This is a genomic window from Streptomyces sp. NPDC002054 (assembly GCF_040296685.1).
Taxonomy (GTDB): domain Bacteria; phylum Actinomycetota; class Actinomycetes; order Streptomycetales; family Streptomycetaceae; genus Streptomyces.
Genome location: NZ_JBEOXT010000029.1, coordinates 39,062 through 56,307, shown reverse-complemented (window position 1 = coordinate 56,307; position 17,246 = coordinate 39,062). Strand labels below are relative to the sequence as shown.

12 protein-coding genes are annotated in these 17,246 nt (G+C 73.3%); 3 read left to right on the top strand and 9 right to left on the bottom strand.

The window, feature by feature from the left end:
- Positions 1-80 precede the first annotated feature (80 nt).
- Together ABT123_RS25095 and ABT123_RS25090 are read right to left on the bottom strand one after the other, a co-directional pair.
- A complete protein-coding gene (locus ABT123_RS25095; protein ID WP_502971043.1) occupies positions 81-2,156 on the bottom strand; it encodes a phage holin family protein in 2,076 nt (691 codons plus the stop codon).
- A 247-nt stretch (positions 2,157-2,403) separates the two neighbouring features.
- Positions 2,404-2,808 carry a hypothetical protein gene (locus ABT123_RS25090; RefSeq protein WP_351318511.1) on the bottom strand — a complete coding sequence of 135 codons (405 nt, stop codon included), beginning with the start codon at positions 2,806-2,808 and terminating at the stop codon, positions 2,404-2,406.
- A gap of 152 nt (positions 2,809-2,960) precedes the next feature.
- Here ABT123_RS25090 and ABT123_RS25085 point away from each other — a divergent pair, with 152 nt between their 5' ends.
- Positions 2,961-3,737 carry an MBL fold metallo-hydrolase gene (locus ABT123_RS25085; protein ID WP_351318509.1) on the top strand — a complete coding sequence of 259 codons (777 nt, stop codon included), beginning with the start codon at positions 2,961-2,963 and terminating at the stop codon, positions 3,735-3,737.
- Positions 3,734-4,360, top strand: a complete 627-nt coding sequence (locus ABT123_RS25080; RefSeq protein WP_502971040.1) for a DedA family protein — start codon at positions 3,734-3,736, stop codon at positions 4,358-4,360. Before ABT123_RS25085 ends, ABT123_RS25080 begins: the two co-directional genes overlap by 4 nt.
- A 4-nt stretch (positions 4,361-4,364) precedes the next feature.
- Here the strand turns inward: ABT123_RS25080 and ABT123_RS25075 are convergent, their stop codons facing one another.
- From ABT123_RS25075 to ABT123_RS25050, 6 genes are all read right to left on the bottom strand, one after another.
- Entirely contained in the window at positions 4,365-5,723 is a 1,359-nt protein-coding gene (locus tag ABT123_RS25075; RefSeq protein WP_351318654.1) for an SMI1/KNR4 family protein, read from the bottom strand.
- A gap of 95 nt (positions 5,724-5,818) precedes the next feature.
- Positions 5,819-6,274, bottom strand: coding sequence for a VOC family protein (locus ABT123_RS25070; RefSeq protein ID WP_351318507.1), 456 nt, complete (start codon positions 6,272-6,274; stop codon positions 5,819-5,821).
- A gap of 78 nt (positions 6,275-6,352) precedes the next feature.
- Positions 6,353-6,943, bottom strand: a complete 591-nt coding sequence (locus ABT123_RS25065; RefSeq protein ID WP_351318505.1) for an SMI1/KNR4 family protein — start codon at positions 6,941-6,943, stop codon at positions 6,353-6,355.
- Positions 6,944-8,088: 1,145 nt separating this feature from the next.
- On the bottom strand, positions 8,089-9,291 hold the full coding sequence (locus ABT123_RS25060; protein WP_351318503.1) for an MBL fold metallo-hydrolase: 1,203 nt from the start codon (positions 9,289-9,291) through the stop codon (positions 8,089-8,091).
- Positions 9,292-9,382: 91 nt separating this feature from the next.
- A complete protein-coding gene (locus tag ABT123_RS25055; protein WP_351318652.1) occupies positions 9,383-10,651 on the bottom strand; it encodes an aminotransferase class I/II-fold pyridoxal phosphate-dependent enzyme in 1,269 nt (422 codons plus the stop codon).
- 182 nt (positions 10,652-10,833) lie between these two features.
- A complete protein-coding gene (locus tag ABT123_RS25050; protein ID WP_502971039.1) occupies positions 10,834-11,418 on the bottom strand; it encodes a TIGR03086 family metal-binding protein in 585 nt (194 codons plus the stop codon).
- Between the two features lie 222 nt (positions 11,419-11,640).
- On the opposite strand from ABT123_RS25050, the gene ABT123_RS25045 reads away from it, so the two are divergent.
- Positions 11,641-12,483: a methyltransferase domain-containing protein gene (locus tag ABT123_RS25045; protein ID WP_351318499.1), complete on the top strand. Its 843-nt coding sequence runs from the start codon at positions 11,641-11,643 to the stop codon at positions 12,481-12,483.
- Between the two features lie 3 nt (positions 12,484-12,486).
- On the opposite strand, the gene ABT123_RS25040 is transcribed toward ABT123_RS25045, so the two are convergent.
- Entirely contained in the window at positions 12,487-17,196 is a 4,710-nt protein-coding gene (locus ABT123_RS25040) for an aKG-HExxH-type peptide beta-hydroxylase (protein ID WP_351318497.1), read from the bottom strand.
- Between the last annotated feature and the right edge of the window lie 50 nt (positions 17,197-17,246).

The window sequence follows — 17,246 nt, the reverse complement described above, 5'->3', positions numbered from 1 at the left end:
TGCTACGGGCGCCACGGGTGAACGGGTGTTTCACATCGTGGACGGCCGCCATCGTGCGGCACCGCGCGGGCAGCACCAAATCAGCGCTTTTCGTCCTGCGGGAGCGCCTGCAGGGACGGAAGGATTCCACCGTCACAGCCCTCCGGCCGATGATCCTCCGGCCGCAGCCCCGAGGCCCCCGCCGACGGGGCCATTGGGGTCGGGCGGAGCCAGCTGCGGAAGACCTTGTGCACCTGCTCCGCGCCCACCAGCGCCGCCGGAGGCGGCTCCAGCACCGTCGGCCACATCAGGAACGGATGCCCCTGCTCCCCGCCCAGTCCGCCGTGCGAGCCGATCTGCTCCTCGAAGGCGTGCACCTCCCCGGTCCCCGGGTCGTACGCGGAATTGACCATGATGTCGGCCACGTGCGGGAAGGAATCGGTCCGCCGCACCGCATCCGCCGCACCCGGCCCGAACACGGAGAGCAGCTTCTCCGCCTCCCCCGGCTCCGCCAGCCGCGCCGAGGCCCCGTCCGGGCCCAGGACCTCCCCGTCGACCAGCAGGAAGCCGATCCCGGGATGGTTGGCGAGGGTGGCCAGCAGTGCCGGATGCGCCCGTTCGATCTGTTCCAGGGTGGCCCGGCCCGGCACATCGGGGAAGGAGATCAGCCCGAGGTTCCCGGAGGCCAGCACCACCGGGTCGGAGCCCTTCTCCTCCCGCCCCCGCACGGTCTCCGGCTCCTCCTCGACCGGCCGGTGCAGGGCCGCCCGGACCGCCGCCCGCGCTTCCGCCCCGCTGTGGGTCCGTCCCGCCCGCCGGGACACCGGCAGCCCGCAGCCCGCCCGGACCAGATCCTTCAGGGTCAGCCCGTACCGCCCCAGGAAGGTCTCCCCCGGGCTCTGCCCGTGGTCGGACAGCAGCACGATCCGGTAGTCCCGCGGCGCATGCTCGGCGACCCGGGCGATCAGCGCCAGGCTCCGGTCGAGCCGGGCCAGCACCCGGTCGGTGTCCCGGCCGACGGGCCCCGAATGGTGCGCCACCTCGTCGTACGCCACCAGGTCGGCATAGACGGCGGCCCGCCCGGCCAGCATGTCCCCGATCACCGCCGCCACCACCACATCGCGTTCCACCACGGTGGCGAAGGCCCGGATGAAGGGGTACAGCCCGCTGCGCGACACCCGCGGCCGACCGTCCCCGCACCACCGGGCCCGTAGCCCCTGCCCGATCTCCCGGCCCACCTCGGCGACGAAGGACAGCGCCGTGCGGACCGCATTGGCCGGATCGGAGAAGTACGTGAAATAGCCCGCCCGCGACCGGTTCCCCTTGCCCCGCCGGGCCGCGATCGACAGCACCAGCGCCAGCTGGTCGGCACCCCCGCTGAACAGGTTGCCCCGGCTCGCCCCGTCCCCGGTCAGCAGGCCGGCGTGACCCACCCGGAGGGCCGCCCGTCGCTGCAGCTCGGCCGCGCTGGTGGGCCGGTTGCAGACCATGATCTCCCCGCTGTCCTTCTCGTACCAGCGGAAGGCGGGCACGTCGAAGGTGGAACCGTGCAGCAGGCCGAGCTGGCTGGCGCCGGTCTGGCTGGACCAGTCCGTCCGCCAGGAGGTGACCCGATGGCTGCGGTCCAGCCAGTCGGCCACCGTCGGCATCAGCCCGCCGCCCGCCGCCTGCCGCAGCTGCTCGTACCCGACCCCGTCCAGCTGGAGGAACAGCACCCCCGGGGTGCTGTCACCGGCCCCCGGACCACCGGACGGGCCGCGCCGCCGCCTGCGGTCGGCCAGCCGATACAGCCTCCTCCGGTACGCCTCGTCATCGCGTACGGCCAGCGCCGTCGAGGTCGCGGACGCCACCGCCGACATCACCGCGGCCACCACCACGGCGGTCTCCGGGGCGGCTTCGCCCCGCCCGTCCGGGATCAGGCGGAGCGCGACCAGCAGCAGCGTGCCGTTGAGGAAGAACACCAGCAGGCCCAGCACCAGCGCGGGCACCAGCAACAGGGCCCGCACCAGGACCGGCCACACCAGGGCGCTGAGCACACCGAAGGCACCGGCGCCCCAGGCGGCGGTGAGCGCGATCTGGGTGAGGCTGTCCCCGTCGTCGGACTGCAGCCGGAAGTCGGGCAGCACCCCGGCCAGCAGAAGCATGGTCAGCGTCGACACCGCCCAGACCAGGAGCATCCGCAGCAGTGCGCTGCCCGTGGTTCGCCACCGCCCGTGGAGCACGCCGTACCCACCTCACCTCACGGGCCCGCGCCCCGCCCGCGAGCCCCCTTCCCAGCGTCGCACAACGCGGCTGACCGGGCGGTTCGACACAGGGGCGCACAGCGGCGCCCTGGCGGGCGGCCGGAGGCGGACCGGCCCAACGGGCGGCCGGAGCCCAGCACTCGACAAGGGTTCAAGCAGAGGGAAGTCCGTACGGGGTACGTCAGGTGCCGTCGTACCCGGCGGTCGGCATGGACAGTCGCCGGTGCACCTCGGCCTTCATCGCCGAGGTGTACGAGGGCTCGTCCAGCCCGGCGGTCTCCAGCCGGACCCCGCGCCGCTCGCACTCCGCGGTGAACTCCTCCACCGAGCGCAGGGCCCGCTCCAGCACCCGCCGGTTGGGCGCGACGAACAGATCGACCTGTCCGGCGTCGACATCGGCCCAGAGCGCGCAGTGGTCGGCCCGCAGCCCGTAGAAGAGCAGTTGCCTTGTGACCACGTAGCCCTGGTCGGCGGCCCAGCGGGCGCACATGGCGTGCTGGCTCCGGGTGTCGACGACAAAGGGGTCGGCGTCCAGGTGTTCAAGCGGGACCAGGCTGGCGATCGCGGCCACCCGCAGCGCATCCATGCCGCCCGACCCTACTCCGATCGGTCTGCCGGGAGGAGGGGGCGGTCGGACAGTACCCTCCGGGTCCGGCGGCGCGGACGTACGGGCGGATCGCCCGGCCAGGGCCTAGGCTCGGGGACAGGTGGGGGTGTCCGAAGGAGGGAGGGGCCGCGGTGCCGGTGGAGATCACCTGGTGGGGGCATGCCACGTGTACGGTCGAGGACTCCGGGGTACGGCTGCTGACCGACCCGCTGTTCACCCGGCGGCTGGCGCACCTGCGGCGCCGGCGCGGGGCCCTGCCGCCGCCGGAGGCGGCCCTGGCGGACGTGGTGCTCGTCTCCCACCTGCACGCCGACCACCTCCACCTGCCGTCCCTGGCCCGCCTCACCGCCGGCACCCGGCTGCTGGTCCCGCGCGGCGCCCGCCGGGCGGTGCCCGGCCTGGCACGGATCGCCGGGGTCCGCTCCCTGCGCGTCACGGAGGTCTCCCCGGGCGACGAAGTGGTGATCCGCGACGGGGTACACATCCGGGCGGTGACCGCCCGCCACGACGGCCGCCGCCTCCCCTTCGGCCCGCAGCTCTCCCCCGCCCTCGGCTACGTGGTCCACGGCACCTCCACCACCTACTTCGCCGGGGACACCGGCCTGTTCGACTCGATGGCCGAGGAGGTCGGTGCGGTGGACGTGGCCCTGCTGCCGGTGGGCGGCTGGGGCCCGTACCTGGGCCCGGGCCATCTGGACGCGGCCCGCGCGGCCGACGCCCTGGCCGCGCTGGCCCCGACCGCGGCCGTGCCGGTGCACTACGGAACGTATTGGCCGATCGGCATGGACGCGGTCCGCCCCCACGAATTCCACGCGCCGGGCGAGGAGTTCGTACGCCGCGCGGCCCGGCTGGCGCCGAAGGTGGCCGTCCGGGCCCCGGAGCACGGCGAGCGGGTGCTGCTGCCGTGATCCCCTTCGCCGACACGGTGCAACAGGTCCCGCCCGAAACCACCCAACAGGCGGTCGGCTACCCGGCGCTGTTCCTGCTGGTGGCCCTGGGCGCGCTGATCCCGGTGATCCCGACCGGCGCACTCGTCAGCTCCGCGGCCGTGGTCGCCGTACACCAGCAGCAGACCCTCCCCTTCGGTGTGCTCATGGTCTTCCTGGTCGGCGCCACCGCGGCCTTCCTCGGCGATATCGCCCTCTACTGGCTGGGCCAGCGCGGGGTCCGCTCGCGCAACGGCTCGCGCTGGCTGGCGGCCCTGGAGAAGCGGGCCACCCCGGAACGCCTGGCCCAGGCCCAGACCCGGCTGGACGAGCACGGCGTCCTGGTCCTGGTCGTCTCCCGCCTGATCCCGGCGGGCCGCATCCCGGTGATGCTGGCCTGCCTCCTGGCCGGCCTCCCGCTACGCCGCTTCGCCCGCGGCGACGCCCCGGCCTGCCTGGCCTGGGCGGCCACGTACGGCCTGATCGGCATCCTGGGCGGCGCTCTCTTCCCGGAACCCTGGCAGGGCGTGGCCCTGGCAGTAACCCTCACCCTCCTGATCAGCACAACCCCCACCCTCTGGCGCCACCTCCGCCGAACCGCCTGACTGCCTACCCCACAGGCCCGAGTTTCCCTTCAACAACGGTGTGGCTGATCGGGGGCCGACCCCACAACCCAAGAAGCTCATTGGCCAGAGCCACCACGGACAGCGGATGCCAATCCTCCTGCACCTGCACCGCAATAGCAGCAGCCGACAAGCCACTCGGAACGCCCCCGGCCGCAAGAAGGACCCGCCACTCCTCCGGCCCGAGCTCCAGGAATTCCAGGCCCCTCAGCCGGGCGATCTCCAGCGGGTCGGCGAGCGTACCGGGGTAGGCAACAAGCGTCCGCAGGCGAGGCAACCCAACAAGCGGGACAAGACTGACCGGCTCACCTTCCCACCCGCCAATGGACAGCACCTCCAGCCCGGGATCGGCGGCTGCCCGCACACTCAGCAGACTCCCGACGCGAACCCTTGCCACAACCGGCGGCCGATCCCACAAACGACCACTGCACCATTCACTGCGCCGGTTCACCACCAGGTCGGTGAGCGAGTCGGCGAGCAGGCCGGCCCCGATGACCTGCTCGTGGTCGAGCATCACAATCTGCCCCACATACCCGCGCGGGCCAGGTGTCAGATCGACCACCATCCGGTCGCCACCCCCGTTGTCACCGAAGGCGATCCAGCCGGGAGACCCGACCAGCCCCTGCACCGCGGCATCGGCCGGGGTGACCACCGCCGCCATCGCCGCGGACTTCCACCGGCAGGGACGCGACGCCACATCGGCAACATACAAACGATCCAGCGGAAAGAGCTCACAACCAACAGCCTCATAAACCCGCTCCGCGTCCGCGTAGCCCTCGCCCCAGTCCTCCCACCGCGCCCGCGTCACCCGGTAGAGCACCTTGAGCTCCTCAGGCAACGCAACACCGAGCCGCGCCTCCGCAGCGGCAATCTCCGCCTCGGTAGCCCCAATGGCATCCGGGATCCGCTCACGCAGCGTCCGCTCCAACAACCCCAAATCCACCACCGGGTCCGGCACCGCCCCGACCACCGAATCAGGCAAACGCCGCCAAGGCTCCGGAACGGACCCCTCACTCAGGGTCAGCGCACCCGGATACGGACCCCCAATGCCGGCCTCCACGGCGGGACCGGTCCCGAACAGGTGAAGCACAGCCCCGCCGCCCGGCGAAATCTCCGCGGCAAACGACACGTCATCAACACCCGCATCCACCAGCGCGCCCTGCACGCGCTCGACCGCACCGAACTCATCCCGCGTGCGCCGCCCGCGCCCCAGGGGCACACTCCACCCCGACCGCCCAATCTGCCCGGCCACATACCCACCCGGCTGGGCCAGCCGCTCCGCATGAGCGACCCGCATGAGCCTCAACAACGGCTCCCAGGTGGCAAAGTCACGCAACGCGGACAACATGCCCCCTATCCATTCCGATGAACGCAGTAAAGGCGACTGCGCTGGTCGCAGCCGTGAACGAGTGGCTGTGACCAGCACCGTCGCAACGGCCTTCAGACGACGTCGAATTCGTTGCCCTCGGGGTCTTGCATGGCGGCGGCATAGAGCCCCATGTCCGGCTCATCCTTGATCCGCAACACGGTGGCACCAGCTTTGACCAGCCGTTCCACCGTAGCCTTGACCCGCTGTGTGCGGACGTCCAGTGGGACGTCACGGCCCCCACCGACCTTCAGGTCGAAGTGCCACCGGTTCTTGGCGGCCTTCGGCTCCGGAACCTGCTGGAACCACACCCTCGGTCCACGTCCCGCGGGATCAACGATCGACTCCGGAATATCCCCGGCACCGGTCGGCAACTCCGCCTCGGGCACCCCCACCGACGCCCAGTAGGCACGCCACGTGGCGTGGCCGCCCGGCGGAGGCTCAGGCACGTAGCCCAGGGCCTCGGCCCAGAAAGTCACCATTCTCTGCGGATCGGAGCAGTCGATCGTCAGCTGCACTGTCACCTCCATGCTCGGAGCATCCCAGGCAGGTCTGACAGACGATCCACTTTCGCAACAGGCCCTGGAACGCATCTGGTGCGCCAACGGTCAAGGCGCGGCTGCCCAGGCGTCCTCCGCCAGGTCGGGGTCGATGAACAGACTGTCGAGGTAGGCGTCGAAGGTGTCGGCGACCTTCGTGAAGACATGGCTGCCCAGATACCCGGGCCAGGCGATGGCGTGGACGAACGCGTGCAGCTCGCCGTGTGTGGCCGGGTTCAGGTCCAGGAAGAGGGTGTCGCTGCCGGCGTTGCGGGCGATGGGCAGTAGCCCGGTCAGGGAGACTTCCCCAGCGAGCCACCCATCGCGGCCACGTCGGTATTCGCCCAGGAGGGTGCCCCAGCCGTATTCACCGGCGTCGTCACGGCCCAACCGGTAGAGATCGTCGAAGCCCTGGATCGGTTCCGGTTCACAAGCCGGGAGGCGGACCGAATAGGCCAGCTTCCCCCCGTCGGCGGCCTCCAGGAACGAGCGATAGGCGGGTGGCAGGGGCAGCCCGATCTCCCGCTCCAGCGCGGCGCACTCGCCTGGGTCGAACGGCCTGAACGGACCGCCTACCAGGCGACCGCGATACCAACGCGAGAGCTCCTCGGATACGGACAGATTGTCGCACCCGCTGCGACAATCCCGAGGGCTATTCACCCCTCACCAACAGCAGTCCTTACCAACAGACCTGTCTCCATTTGCTCAGCCACGGACGGTCGCGGGACGCCAAACCGGCTGGAGCGCGTAGCGATCTGCCGCGCCAGGGGGCTCCACCCCGCCAAACGGGCCCGGGCTTCGGGGAATCGGAGCTTTCCGCCCGACAGGGCGGCCGGTCGGGCGGCAGCCGCTGCCCGGCCGCCCTCGCGGGCCCGTATCTGGGACACGTTCCCCATGCCGGCCCTCCCCCCGGGGGCTTCCCGACAGTCCTTGTCTTTCCGGGGCGGACGGCGGGGTCAAGGGTGGAGCGCAGCGACATCGCGAAGCGACGCGACAAAGGAGCGCCCTTGAGGCCGACGGCCGAAACGGAAGGACAGTGAGGACTGACGGGCAGCCCCCGGGCACCACCTGACCCCGCCCAGGCGAAACCCCGCCACCCCGGGCGCCGCCCTGCAGCGGACGCGGCCCCCAGCCGGGGCCAGCGGCGAGCACCGCTCAACAGGCCAGCAGGCCCGCGCTGCGGGCCACGCAGCCGCAGCTTCGGCTCTGGACTCCGCCCAACCGAGGCGAAGCACCCCGCCCAGCAGCCGGGCTCCGCCCGGGCAAAGCCCGCGGGGGCGGGCGGGAAACACCGCCCCACCCCGGCCCCGAGAAGGGGGGCAAAGAGCGGGCCCGCGTCAGGAGCCCCGCACCCCGAGCCCGGGCAAAGAAGCGGGCCCGCGGGCGCGCCCCGGAGCTCCGGCTCCGGCTCTAAACTCCGCCCCACCGAGGCGAAACACCCCGCCCCACCACCAGGCTCCGCCCGGGCAAAGCCCGCGGGGGGCGGGCGGGAAACACCGCCCCACCTCGGCCCCGAGAAGGGGGTAAAGGAGCGGGCCCGCGCCGGGAGCCCCGCACCTCGACCCCAGGCAAAGAAGCGGGCCCGCGGGGGCGCCCCGCAGCTCACCCCTGCTTCCGGACTCCGTCCAAGGAGCGCGAAATACCCCGCCCAGCAGCCGGGCTCCGCCCGGCAAAGCCCGCGGGGGCGGGCGGGAAACCCGCCCCGCCCCGGCCCCGAGAGGGGGGCAAAAGAGCGGACCCGCGCCAGGAGCCACGTACACCGAGGCAAGGCCAACAAGCGGGCCCGCGCCAGGAGCCACGTACACCTACAGCACCCCCGACCCCCCGATCGCCAGGTCCCAGAGGTTTTCGCGGGGGAGGCCGGCTGCGGTCCAGGCTGCGTAGGTGCGGTGGAGGGGTTCCAGGACCGGTTCCGCCGAGAGGACGAAGGTGGCCCAGTGCATCGGAGCCATCCGCTCCGCGCCCAGGTCGAGGCAGGCCTGCACCGCCTCCTCCGGGTCCGCGTGGACGTCCCGCAGCCACCAGCGCGGCGCGTACGCGCCGATCGGGAGGAGGGCCAGGTCGATGCCCGCGTGGCGGCGGCCGATCTCGGCGAACCAGTGGCCGTAGCCGGTGTCCCCGGCGAAGTAGACCTTCTTGTCCGTCGCGGTGTCGGTCAGGGCCCAACCGCCCCACAGGCTCCGACAGGTGTCCAGCAGCGACCGCTTGGACCAGTGGTGGGCGGGTACGAAGTCGAAGCGTACGCCGCCCAGTTCGGCCGCCTCCCACCAGTCCAGCTCGGTGACCCGGGTGAACCGCCGCCGCCGGCACCAGCGGCCGAGGCCGGCCGGGACGAACAGCGGGGTGTCCCGCGGCAGTCGCTTGAGCGTGGGCGCGTCGAGGTGGTCGTAGTGGTTGTGACTGATCACCACCGCATCGATGGGCGGCAGTTCCTCCCAGCGGACCCCGACCGGGGTCATCCGGGCCGGAGTCCCGAGGATCCGCCGCGACCAGACGGGGTCGGTCAGGACGGTCAGCCCGCCGATCCGGACCACCCAGCTGGCGTGCCCGGCCCAGGTGACCGCCACCGTGCCGGGCGCAGCCGCGGGCAGCGGCGCGGGCTCGTACGGCAGATCGGGGATCCCGCGGAGCCCGTCCGGGCCGGGCCGAAAGGCGCCTTCGCGGGCGAGCCGGGCGAACTCCCGTACGCCACCCGGCAGCGGGTTGGTCAGCCGGTCCGCGAAGGACCGCGGCCAGGCCCGGACCTCCCCCAGCGCCCGCAGCTCCCCCGGAGGTGACGCCGGCAGCACCCCTGACGCCCCCGACCTCCGTACCGCATGCGCCGGAACCGGCACCGCCCCGCGCCCCAGGACCGCCTGGCGGCCCGGCCCCACGGCAGGTCTGGCCGCGGACCGGGCGGGGGCGGGGACGGCGGCGGGCTGCGCCGACCGGTCAGCCAGGTCGTTCGGACGTACCGCCGTACGGTGCGAGGTGTCGCACCGGTCCGTCTGGTCCGTCTGATCCCTCATCAGCAAGGCTCCATTCGCCGGCCGGGGACAAAGGGTTCGTCGCATCAATTCGCACGCAGTTCGTCACGTCAACTCGTCGGCAGCCCGCTCGTCAGGTCCCCGCAAAGTCCGCCGCAAGATCCCCGCCCGGTCCGCCCGGCCGCCCCCGCGCGTCCGCCAGAACCGCCGCCAGCGCCTCCAGCGCCCCGCGTACGTGCGGCAGCCCGAGCGGGTCGGGTGCGCCGAGCGCGGCCAGCCGCTCCTCCTCCGTCGCGCCCAGCAGCGGCCCGGTCGACAACCGGAAGCGCAGTGCGCCCAGTTCGTCCGCGAACCGCTGCCCGCCGGGGGCGGGCGCGCCCAGCCGGCTGCCGAGCCAGTCCTCCAGCTCCATAGCGTCGCCCACGCCGCGCCGGGCCAGGCCCGCCCGCAGGGGGGTCAGGTCGGCGTACAGGTGCCGGCCGGCCTGCGGGGGCCTGGCCAGCGCGCCCGCCGCCAGCAGCACCTCGTGCGCGGCCGTGGCCACCACCCCGTACAGCTCCGCCGCGGCCCGGCCGCGCGCGCTCACCGGCTCGGGCTCGTCCAGCGCGTACGCCGCGGCAGCCGCGACCGGACCGGCCGGTACCGCCGCGGTGGCGGTGAGCACGTCGAGGGTGCGGGCCCGCAGCCAGGTGCCGCGCGGGGTGCCGGGGAAGCGGGCGATGCCCGCGGGCCAGCCGGCCGGCAGCAGTGCCCCGGCCAGGTCGGCCAGGACCGCGACCTGCCCGGGCAGCATCTCGGCCGGGCTGAGAGCCAGCGTCTCGTGCGGCCGGTGCACGGTGTCCCGCCAGGTCTCGTCGGCGACCACCAGAAGCCCCTCCGACTCGGCCGCCTCGCAGGCCTCGAGCAGCAGCTCGGGTGGAACGACCGTCCCGGTCGGGTCGTCGACCGTACTGAGCAGCAGCAGCCGCGGGTCCCCGCCCTCCGCACGGACCCGCCGTACGGTCTCCAGCAGGGCCCACGGGTCCGGTACGCCGCCGCACTCCGCGGGGGTCGGCACGTGGTAGGCCCGCCGCCCCAGCATCCGTACCTGCGGGGTCCACCAGGCCGGGCAGGGCCTGGGCAGCAGCACATCGCCCCCGGAGGCGGCGAGCAGGGCGAGCAGGAGTGCGGGGGCGCCGGGGGCGGCGGCGACGTACTCCGGGGTGGTGGGCAGGCCGCGCCGCTCCCAGTACCGGCAGGCGGCCTCCCGGACGGCCGGGCCGCCGCCGGGCGGCTCGGGCTCGGCCCGGCCGGCCGCGCCCGCCAGTACGGCACGCAGCTCGGGCAGCACGGGCAGTCCGGGTTCGGGGGCGGGCGGGCCGTAGCGGACCGGCCCGCGGCCCTCCGGTGCCGTGCGCTGCATCCCCTCCACCGCCTCTGTCTCCTCGACTCGTCCTCCGCAGGGCGCTCGGACCCTGCCATGGCCGACCGCCTTCGACCCGCCCACCCTCGCATTGCCTTTATACGGCCGTTTGGGCTGATACGCCCCTCAGAGTCGCTCAAGACCACTCAAGGCCCCCTCAAGGTCCCCAAGGCCCCAAGGCCTCAAGAGGCCCGGCCGAGCAGGGCGAGCAGCCGGGTCTGGGCATCCGCCCCGGCCGGGATCTCCACGGGCGGGGCGAACATGCCGCTGGCCGCAAGGCCGTCCGCGTACGGCATGACCTCCTTGATCGAGAACTCGACCAGTCCGTCCGGCAGGCGGTCGTCCGCGCCTATGGCCCGGGAGAGGTCCCAGGTGTGCACGACACAGTCGGCGGTCAGTTCCGAGCAGTACGCCGAGCCGAGGGCCGGGCCGTAGGACAGCCGGACCGTGCGGTCCAGCGCCCCGGGCTCGGCGAAGGCGGCGTGCGAGGCCGCCGCGGCGCGGTCCCAGGCGGCGGCCGGGTCGGCGCCGAGCAGATCCCCGTCGAGCGCGTCGCCCACGTCCTCGACGGTGCGGCCTTCGGTGACCAGGGGCGGGATCCAGAGCTGTTCGCCGGTGACGTGGTTGACCAGGTCCCGCACCGTCCACTCGGTGCAGGGCGTCGACGCGCCCCACTGGTCCTCCCGGACGGCGTGCACCCGGTCACCGAACAGGCGCAGGGCCTCGGCGTGCTGTTCGAGCAGCGCCTCCCGCTGGCTTCCTCCCACAGCTCTCACCGTCCTCTCCCCCGGCTGAGTTCCCCTGGAGCCCACTCTCCTCGCCCCTCGACTGCCCTGCCAGCGACCACCTCAACCAGCCCTGAACCTCCTTTGCCCATACGGGTGCCGTCCACATGCCAATACGCCTATCTCACATCCCGACATGATCCTCTACGGTGGTGGCACCGCTTCGACGAGGGCCCGACGACCCGACACCCAAGGAGTCCCGCGATGAGCCACGCCCACGAGACCGCCCACGAGCCCGCCCACGAAACCGCCGTCTACACCCACGGCCACCACGAGTCGGTCCTGCGCTCGCACCGCTGGCGGACCGCGCAGAACTCGGCCGCCTACCTGCTGGGCGAGCTGCGCCCTGGCCTGTCCGTCCTGGACGTGGGCTGTGGCCCCGGCACCATCACGGCGGACCTGGCGGAGCTGGTGGCCCCGGGCGGCCGGGTGGTCGCGGTGGACGCGGCGGCGGACGTGGTCGCACAGGCCCGGGCCCACGCGGCGGAACGCGGCCTGACCGGCATCGAATTCGGCACGGCGGACGTGCACGCCCTCGACTTCCCCGACGACAGCTTCGACGTGGTCCATGCGCACCAGGTGCTCCAGCATGTGGGCGATCCGGTGCAGGCCCTGCGCGAGATGCGCCGGGTCTGCCGGCCGGGCGGCATCGTCGCGGCCAGGGACGCGGACTACGCGGCGATGACCTGGTACCCGGACGCTCCCGCCCTGGACGACTGGCTGGCCTTGTACCGGCGGGTGGCCCGCGCGAACGGCGGCGAGCCGGACGCCGGCCGCCGGCTGCTGTCCTGGGCGCGGGCGGCCGGCTTCACCGAGGTCCGGTCCTCGGCCACGGCGTGGTGCTACGCCACGCCGGAGGAGATCACCTGGTGGTCCGAGCTGTGGGCGGACCGTACGACGGCCTCCTCGTACGCGGGGATCGCGACGGAGGGCGGCCATGCGACGCCGGAGCAGCTGAAGGCACTGGGTGCGGCGTGGCGGGAGTGGGCGGCCGAGCCGGATGCGTGGTTCTCGGTCCTGCACGGCGAAATCCTCTGCCGCGCCTGACCGCTACGCGGGGCTGTACGGGTCATCGATCCACGCCGCCAGTGCGACGGGATCCGGAGGCGAGCCCGTGACCGTGCTGACGCGGGCATGGACGACCCGGACGATCTCCGGGCAGCGGGTCAGCGCCTGCACCGCCGCAGCGGTTCCGGCGGGTCCGAGCGAGGCCACGGCACCGGGCATCCGCAGCGCGAGTCCGAGCCGGGCCCATGGCTCGGGTTGCCGCGGCTGCTGCGTCACCTGGTCGGCGGCGGCCCGGCGCGCCGATTCGGTCTCCCCGAGGAGGCGGGCCAGATCGGCGGGGTCGAAGGCGTCGCCGCTCAGCCTCCGGGCATCGGACCGCAGCCAGGCCGGGTAAGCCGCCGCCCGGCACAGCAGTGCCGTGTAGTCGTTGAGGGACGGCACGGCGGGGTCCGGGCACAGCACGTCGGCGAGTTGCAGCAGTCGAGGCCGACGGGACGAGCCGGACCGGCCGGACGACCACGCGTCGGCGAGTTCCGCCACGGCATCGCTCGGCGGGCGCACATGGTGCAGACGCCAGCGCATGCGGTGGGCCAGCGCAGCTTCCACAGCAAGCGCCGCCACATCGTCTGGCACCCGCGCATGGTCGGTCCAGGACGCGGCGCTTTCGCCCATCATCGCCGTGAAATCCCGTCCGGCCGCGGTGAGAAGCGGTGAGGAACACAGAACGGCGTACGCGTCGCGCGCCTGCATGCGCCAGTACAGCAGCTGGAACTGGGCGCGCCGCAGATCCTCCCTTTCCGCATGGTGGGTGAGCCTCCGCCAGAAATCGACCACGCCGAAGAAGGCGAAGATGCCGTCGAAGAAGCCGGGAAAGGGGCGAGGGTCGTCACGCCACGGGGCGTAGTACAAGGAACGGTGGTCCGGTGCTTCACCCGCTTCGTCGTACAGATCGGCGGAGTCCAGTACCGCGTTCAGCTTCATGTGCCGGAATTCGTGGACCAGGGTGACAGCGTGCTCCACGGCGTCGGGCGGGGAGCTGAGGACAGCACCTCCGAATGCGTCACTGGTGGAAATCGAGGTCATCACACCACCCGGTGTCGCGGGCCGGGGCGTGAGTGCGGTGAAGGCCGCCGCCAGTGCCTCGGCCTGCCCGGGATCGACACCCGCCAGCAGAACCCCCGCGCTACGGGTCAGCCCTCGCCAGCGGATGACGTCCGAGAGGGGCAGCCGGGAAGGCGCCACCGGGCCGTCCGTCTCGCGGTACGGATCCATGTCGTCCAGGACGATGTCGAAACGGCTGGTCGTCCCGACGGGCGTGAGCAGCCGGTGCACGGGAATCCAGCCGGGAGTGGACACCTCGCCCGGTCCCGGCGGCTGTTCCGGCAGCCACACCTCGGCCTCCGCGCTCCTGACCACGACCCCGTCCTCCGTCGCCACCACCTGCGCCCGGTCGGTCCCGGCCCGGCGCAGGTCGGCGACACCCAGGGTGGGCAGGAAGGCCAGGCCGTCGCGCAGCGGGAGCGGGAGGGTGAACGAGACCCCGGCCCTGATGGCCGCGGCAGCTGCCACGGCGTGCAGGTGGGGAAGGTCGGCGGATGCCGGGTCGGACGGTACGGACACCCCCTCGGGCAGGGTGTGCAGGGCTCGCAGCGCCCGGCTCAGCCACCGGCCGACGGGCGGGTGGAGCAGGACCTCGGTGACGGCCTCGGGGTCGGCGCGGTCGGCCTCCAGGAGGAGGGCGCGCACCTGCGGGACCTGCGGGACCAGCGGAAGCGCGGGCGCCGTGCCCGCGGGGTCCTCCGCCACCGCGCCTGCCCGGCGTAGGAGTTCACCGAGGGCCAGCAGGCGTGCAGCGCGCTGCCGGGCCCGGATCCGTTCGATCAGGGCGCGGTCTTCGGCGCCGGTCGCCAGCGCCCGTACGTCGGCGGGGGTGGGGAAGGCGGGCTCGGTTGCACGCTCCGGGGCGTCGCCCTGCCCGGTGGACACGGGGCGGTACGTACGGGAGGGCAATCCGCCGGATTCAGAGCGTGGCCGTGGCTGCTGCCGTGGCCGCGGGCTCGGCTTCGGTGCGGGAGCGGACTCCGAAAACCCTCCGCTTCCGGGATTGGCTCCGCCACGGCTCTTCCGGGGCTGGAGGAACCGGGACAGCATCCGTGCCGTGGCCGGATCCGAATCGGCGTGGTGACCCTCGGGGGCGAGTGCCTCCTCGACCGACAGCGCCGTCAGATCGCCCACCGGGGTTCCTCCAAGGGGTGACCGAGGCTGCTCGGCGAGTTCGGCGAGTTCGGCAAGTTCGGCGAGCACTGTGGCGAGGTTGCGGGCGCAGACGGCGACATCGGGGTGACCCTCACCGAGCCGTCGCCGGCCTGCCTCCAGTGCGGTCCGGAAGTGCTCGGCCGCCAGATCGGGCCGGCCGAGCAGGTGCCAGACCGTCCCGAGCTCGTGCACGGCGGCGATGGTGTCCGGGTGATCCGGCCCGAGCCGGCGCTCGTTGATCTGCCGGATCTCGGTGAACTCGTCCCTGGCCCACACCAGACGCTCCCGATCCGACTCGTGGTCGCGGACGATGCGGGCGCGCTCGTGCCGGGCGAGGAGCACATCGGGATGGTCGGGTGCCAGGACCTCGTGGTACTCCCGCACCACGTCCTCGGCCATGCGCTCGGCTTCCTCGGCCTGCCCTGCGTCGCGCAGGGCACGCGCGAGGCTGACCCCCATGGCGAGCGCGTCCAGTTCGGCCTCCCCGCCCAGGGCCCTGGTCTGCCGTACGACCTCGCGCAGTTCGGCCAGCGCCTCCTCGAACCGACCGCGCCTGTGGGCCAGCGTGGCCAGGTCGTGCCGGATCCGCAGCACGCCGCGCAGGCCGGCCTGCGAGTCGCGTCGGCGCATGGCGAGCGCCGCGCCGAGCTCCGCCTCGGCGGCCTCGTACCGGCCGCGCTCCCGCAGGACCCGGGCCCGGCCGGTCCGGGCCGACTGCAGGTACGGATGATCGTCCTCCAGAGCGCGCTCGCAGGCCTCCGCCACCTCCTGGTAGAGCCGGTCCGCCTCGGTGAGGTCGCCGTTGTCGCGCAGCGCCCAGGCCAGGTGCAGCCGGGTCACGATGGTGGCGGGGGCGTCCTCACCGAGCAGGCGCGCCCTGATCGCCTCGACAGCCTGCAGCTCGGCGATGGCCTCCCCGTACATCCCCAGGGAGTTGTGGTACTGGGCGGTGCCGACGGCGGCCTCGGTGGCGGCGGCGACCAGGCTCGGCTCCAGGGCGTCACCGTCACCGAGGCTGTCCTCGCAGGCGGACAGCAGGACGCGGGGGGCGGTGCTGTGCGGTGCGATCGCCCGCCACATCGGCCAGTGAGCCGGGTTGGCCGACTCCAAGGGGCTGCTGACCCGGCGCATCAGAGCGGTGACGAGCTCCAGCATCCGCGACGCCTGTGCGGTGAAGTCGGGGTGGGCTCGGCTGGCGGCCCGGACCATGGGGTGAATGGTGATCCAGCGCAGGGGGCCGACGCCCCGTGCGTCCGCGGCATCGCGTCGCGTCACTTCGATGGTGATCAGCTTCAGCCCGGCCAGGCCCTTCAGAGCCTCTTGCAACTGCGGCTGTGTCGGTTCGCCGAAGAGCCCGCTCCGGGCGAGGAGCTCCGGATCGAGGAGTTCCTGGTACGGAATGGGCGCCGGCCCGAAGGCGGACAGCAACCGCAGCAGCGGGCGGGCCAGGTCGGATGCCTGCGGGGTGTCTTCGCCGCGCAGCAGGTCGAGGGAGAGTTCCCAGGTGCTCAGGAGCGCCCGACGGGTCCGCTCGTCCGGCCCAAGGTCCGTGTCCGGGTCGGAGGCCATGTCGGCCAGGCGTGCGTCGAGACTGTGGCGGTACGCGGCGAAGGTGTCCGGCGTCGGCTGCGACGGCCAGGGGTCGTCCAGTGCCCGGGCCAGGTAGGAGCCGGCGAGGTCGAGCGCGAGGGGGAGGCCCCCGAGGTGTTCGGCGAGTTCCCGGGCCTCCCCCGTGCTGCCGGCCTGTGGCGCCAGGTCGCACAGCACCTTCGCGCCGTCCTCGCTGGAGAGCAGGTCGACGCCGACCATGTGCACCCAGCTCCCCCAGCGTCCGCCGCGTGCCTCGCGGCTGGTGATCAGTACCGTGCCCCACGGGTGTGCCGGCGGCCGGAGCCAGCCGGCGCCGTCGGCCATGCGGTACGGCGGGACCGCCAGGACGGCCGGGTTGTCGACGTTGTCGAGGACCAGCAGCCATGGAGTCGTGAGGGCGTCGAGGTACTTCCAGAGCACGTCCGCCGGGTGGGCCGCAGCGAAGTCGGCCGCTCCGGCACCTGCGGCGAACGCCACCGCACGCAGCGGTCCGGACAGGCCTTCGCCGCCGGCTCCCGACACCCACCACACCCGGGTCGAGGCGTCCGCCAGCCGATGGGCCGTCTCCAGGGCGACCGTGGTCTTGCCGCACCCGCCCAGTCCCGAGAGCACCCAGACACCGGGCACGTCCCGGTCGCCGTTGCCGCGTGCCGCCATCGCACCGGTCAGTCCGGTCACCAGCTCGGTGCGTCCCCGCAGACGGCCCGACGCGACCCTGCGCTGTGGAACGGCCAGGGGAACGCCCGGCCCGGGCGGCGGCCACGCCTGTGCGTGCCCGTGCCCGATCCCGGAGCGCGTACGGTCGGGGTCCCGAGAGCCCGTCCACAGCGGTGGTACGCCGTTGAAGGTGAACCGGGCGCCGTCGCCCACGGAGCCGAGGGAGACGCCGCCTTGGTCTGCCCGCACGGTGAGATGCGCGAGCCCGCCGGGAGTGGCCGGCGTACTGGTGGGTGGTG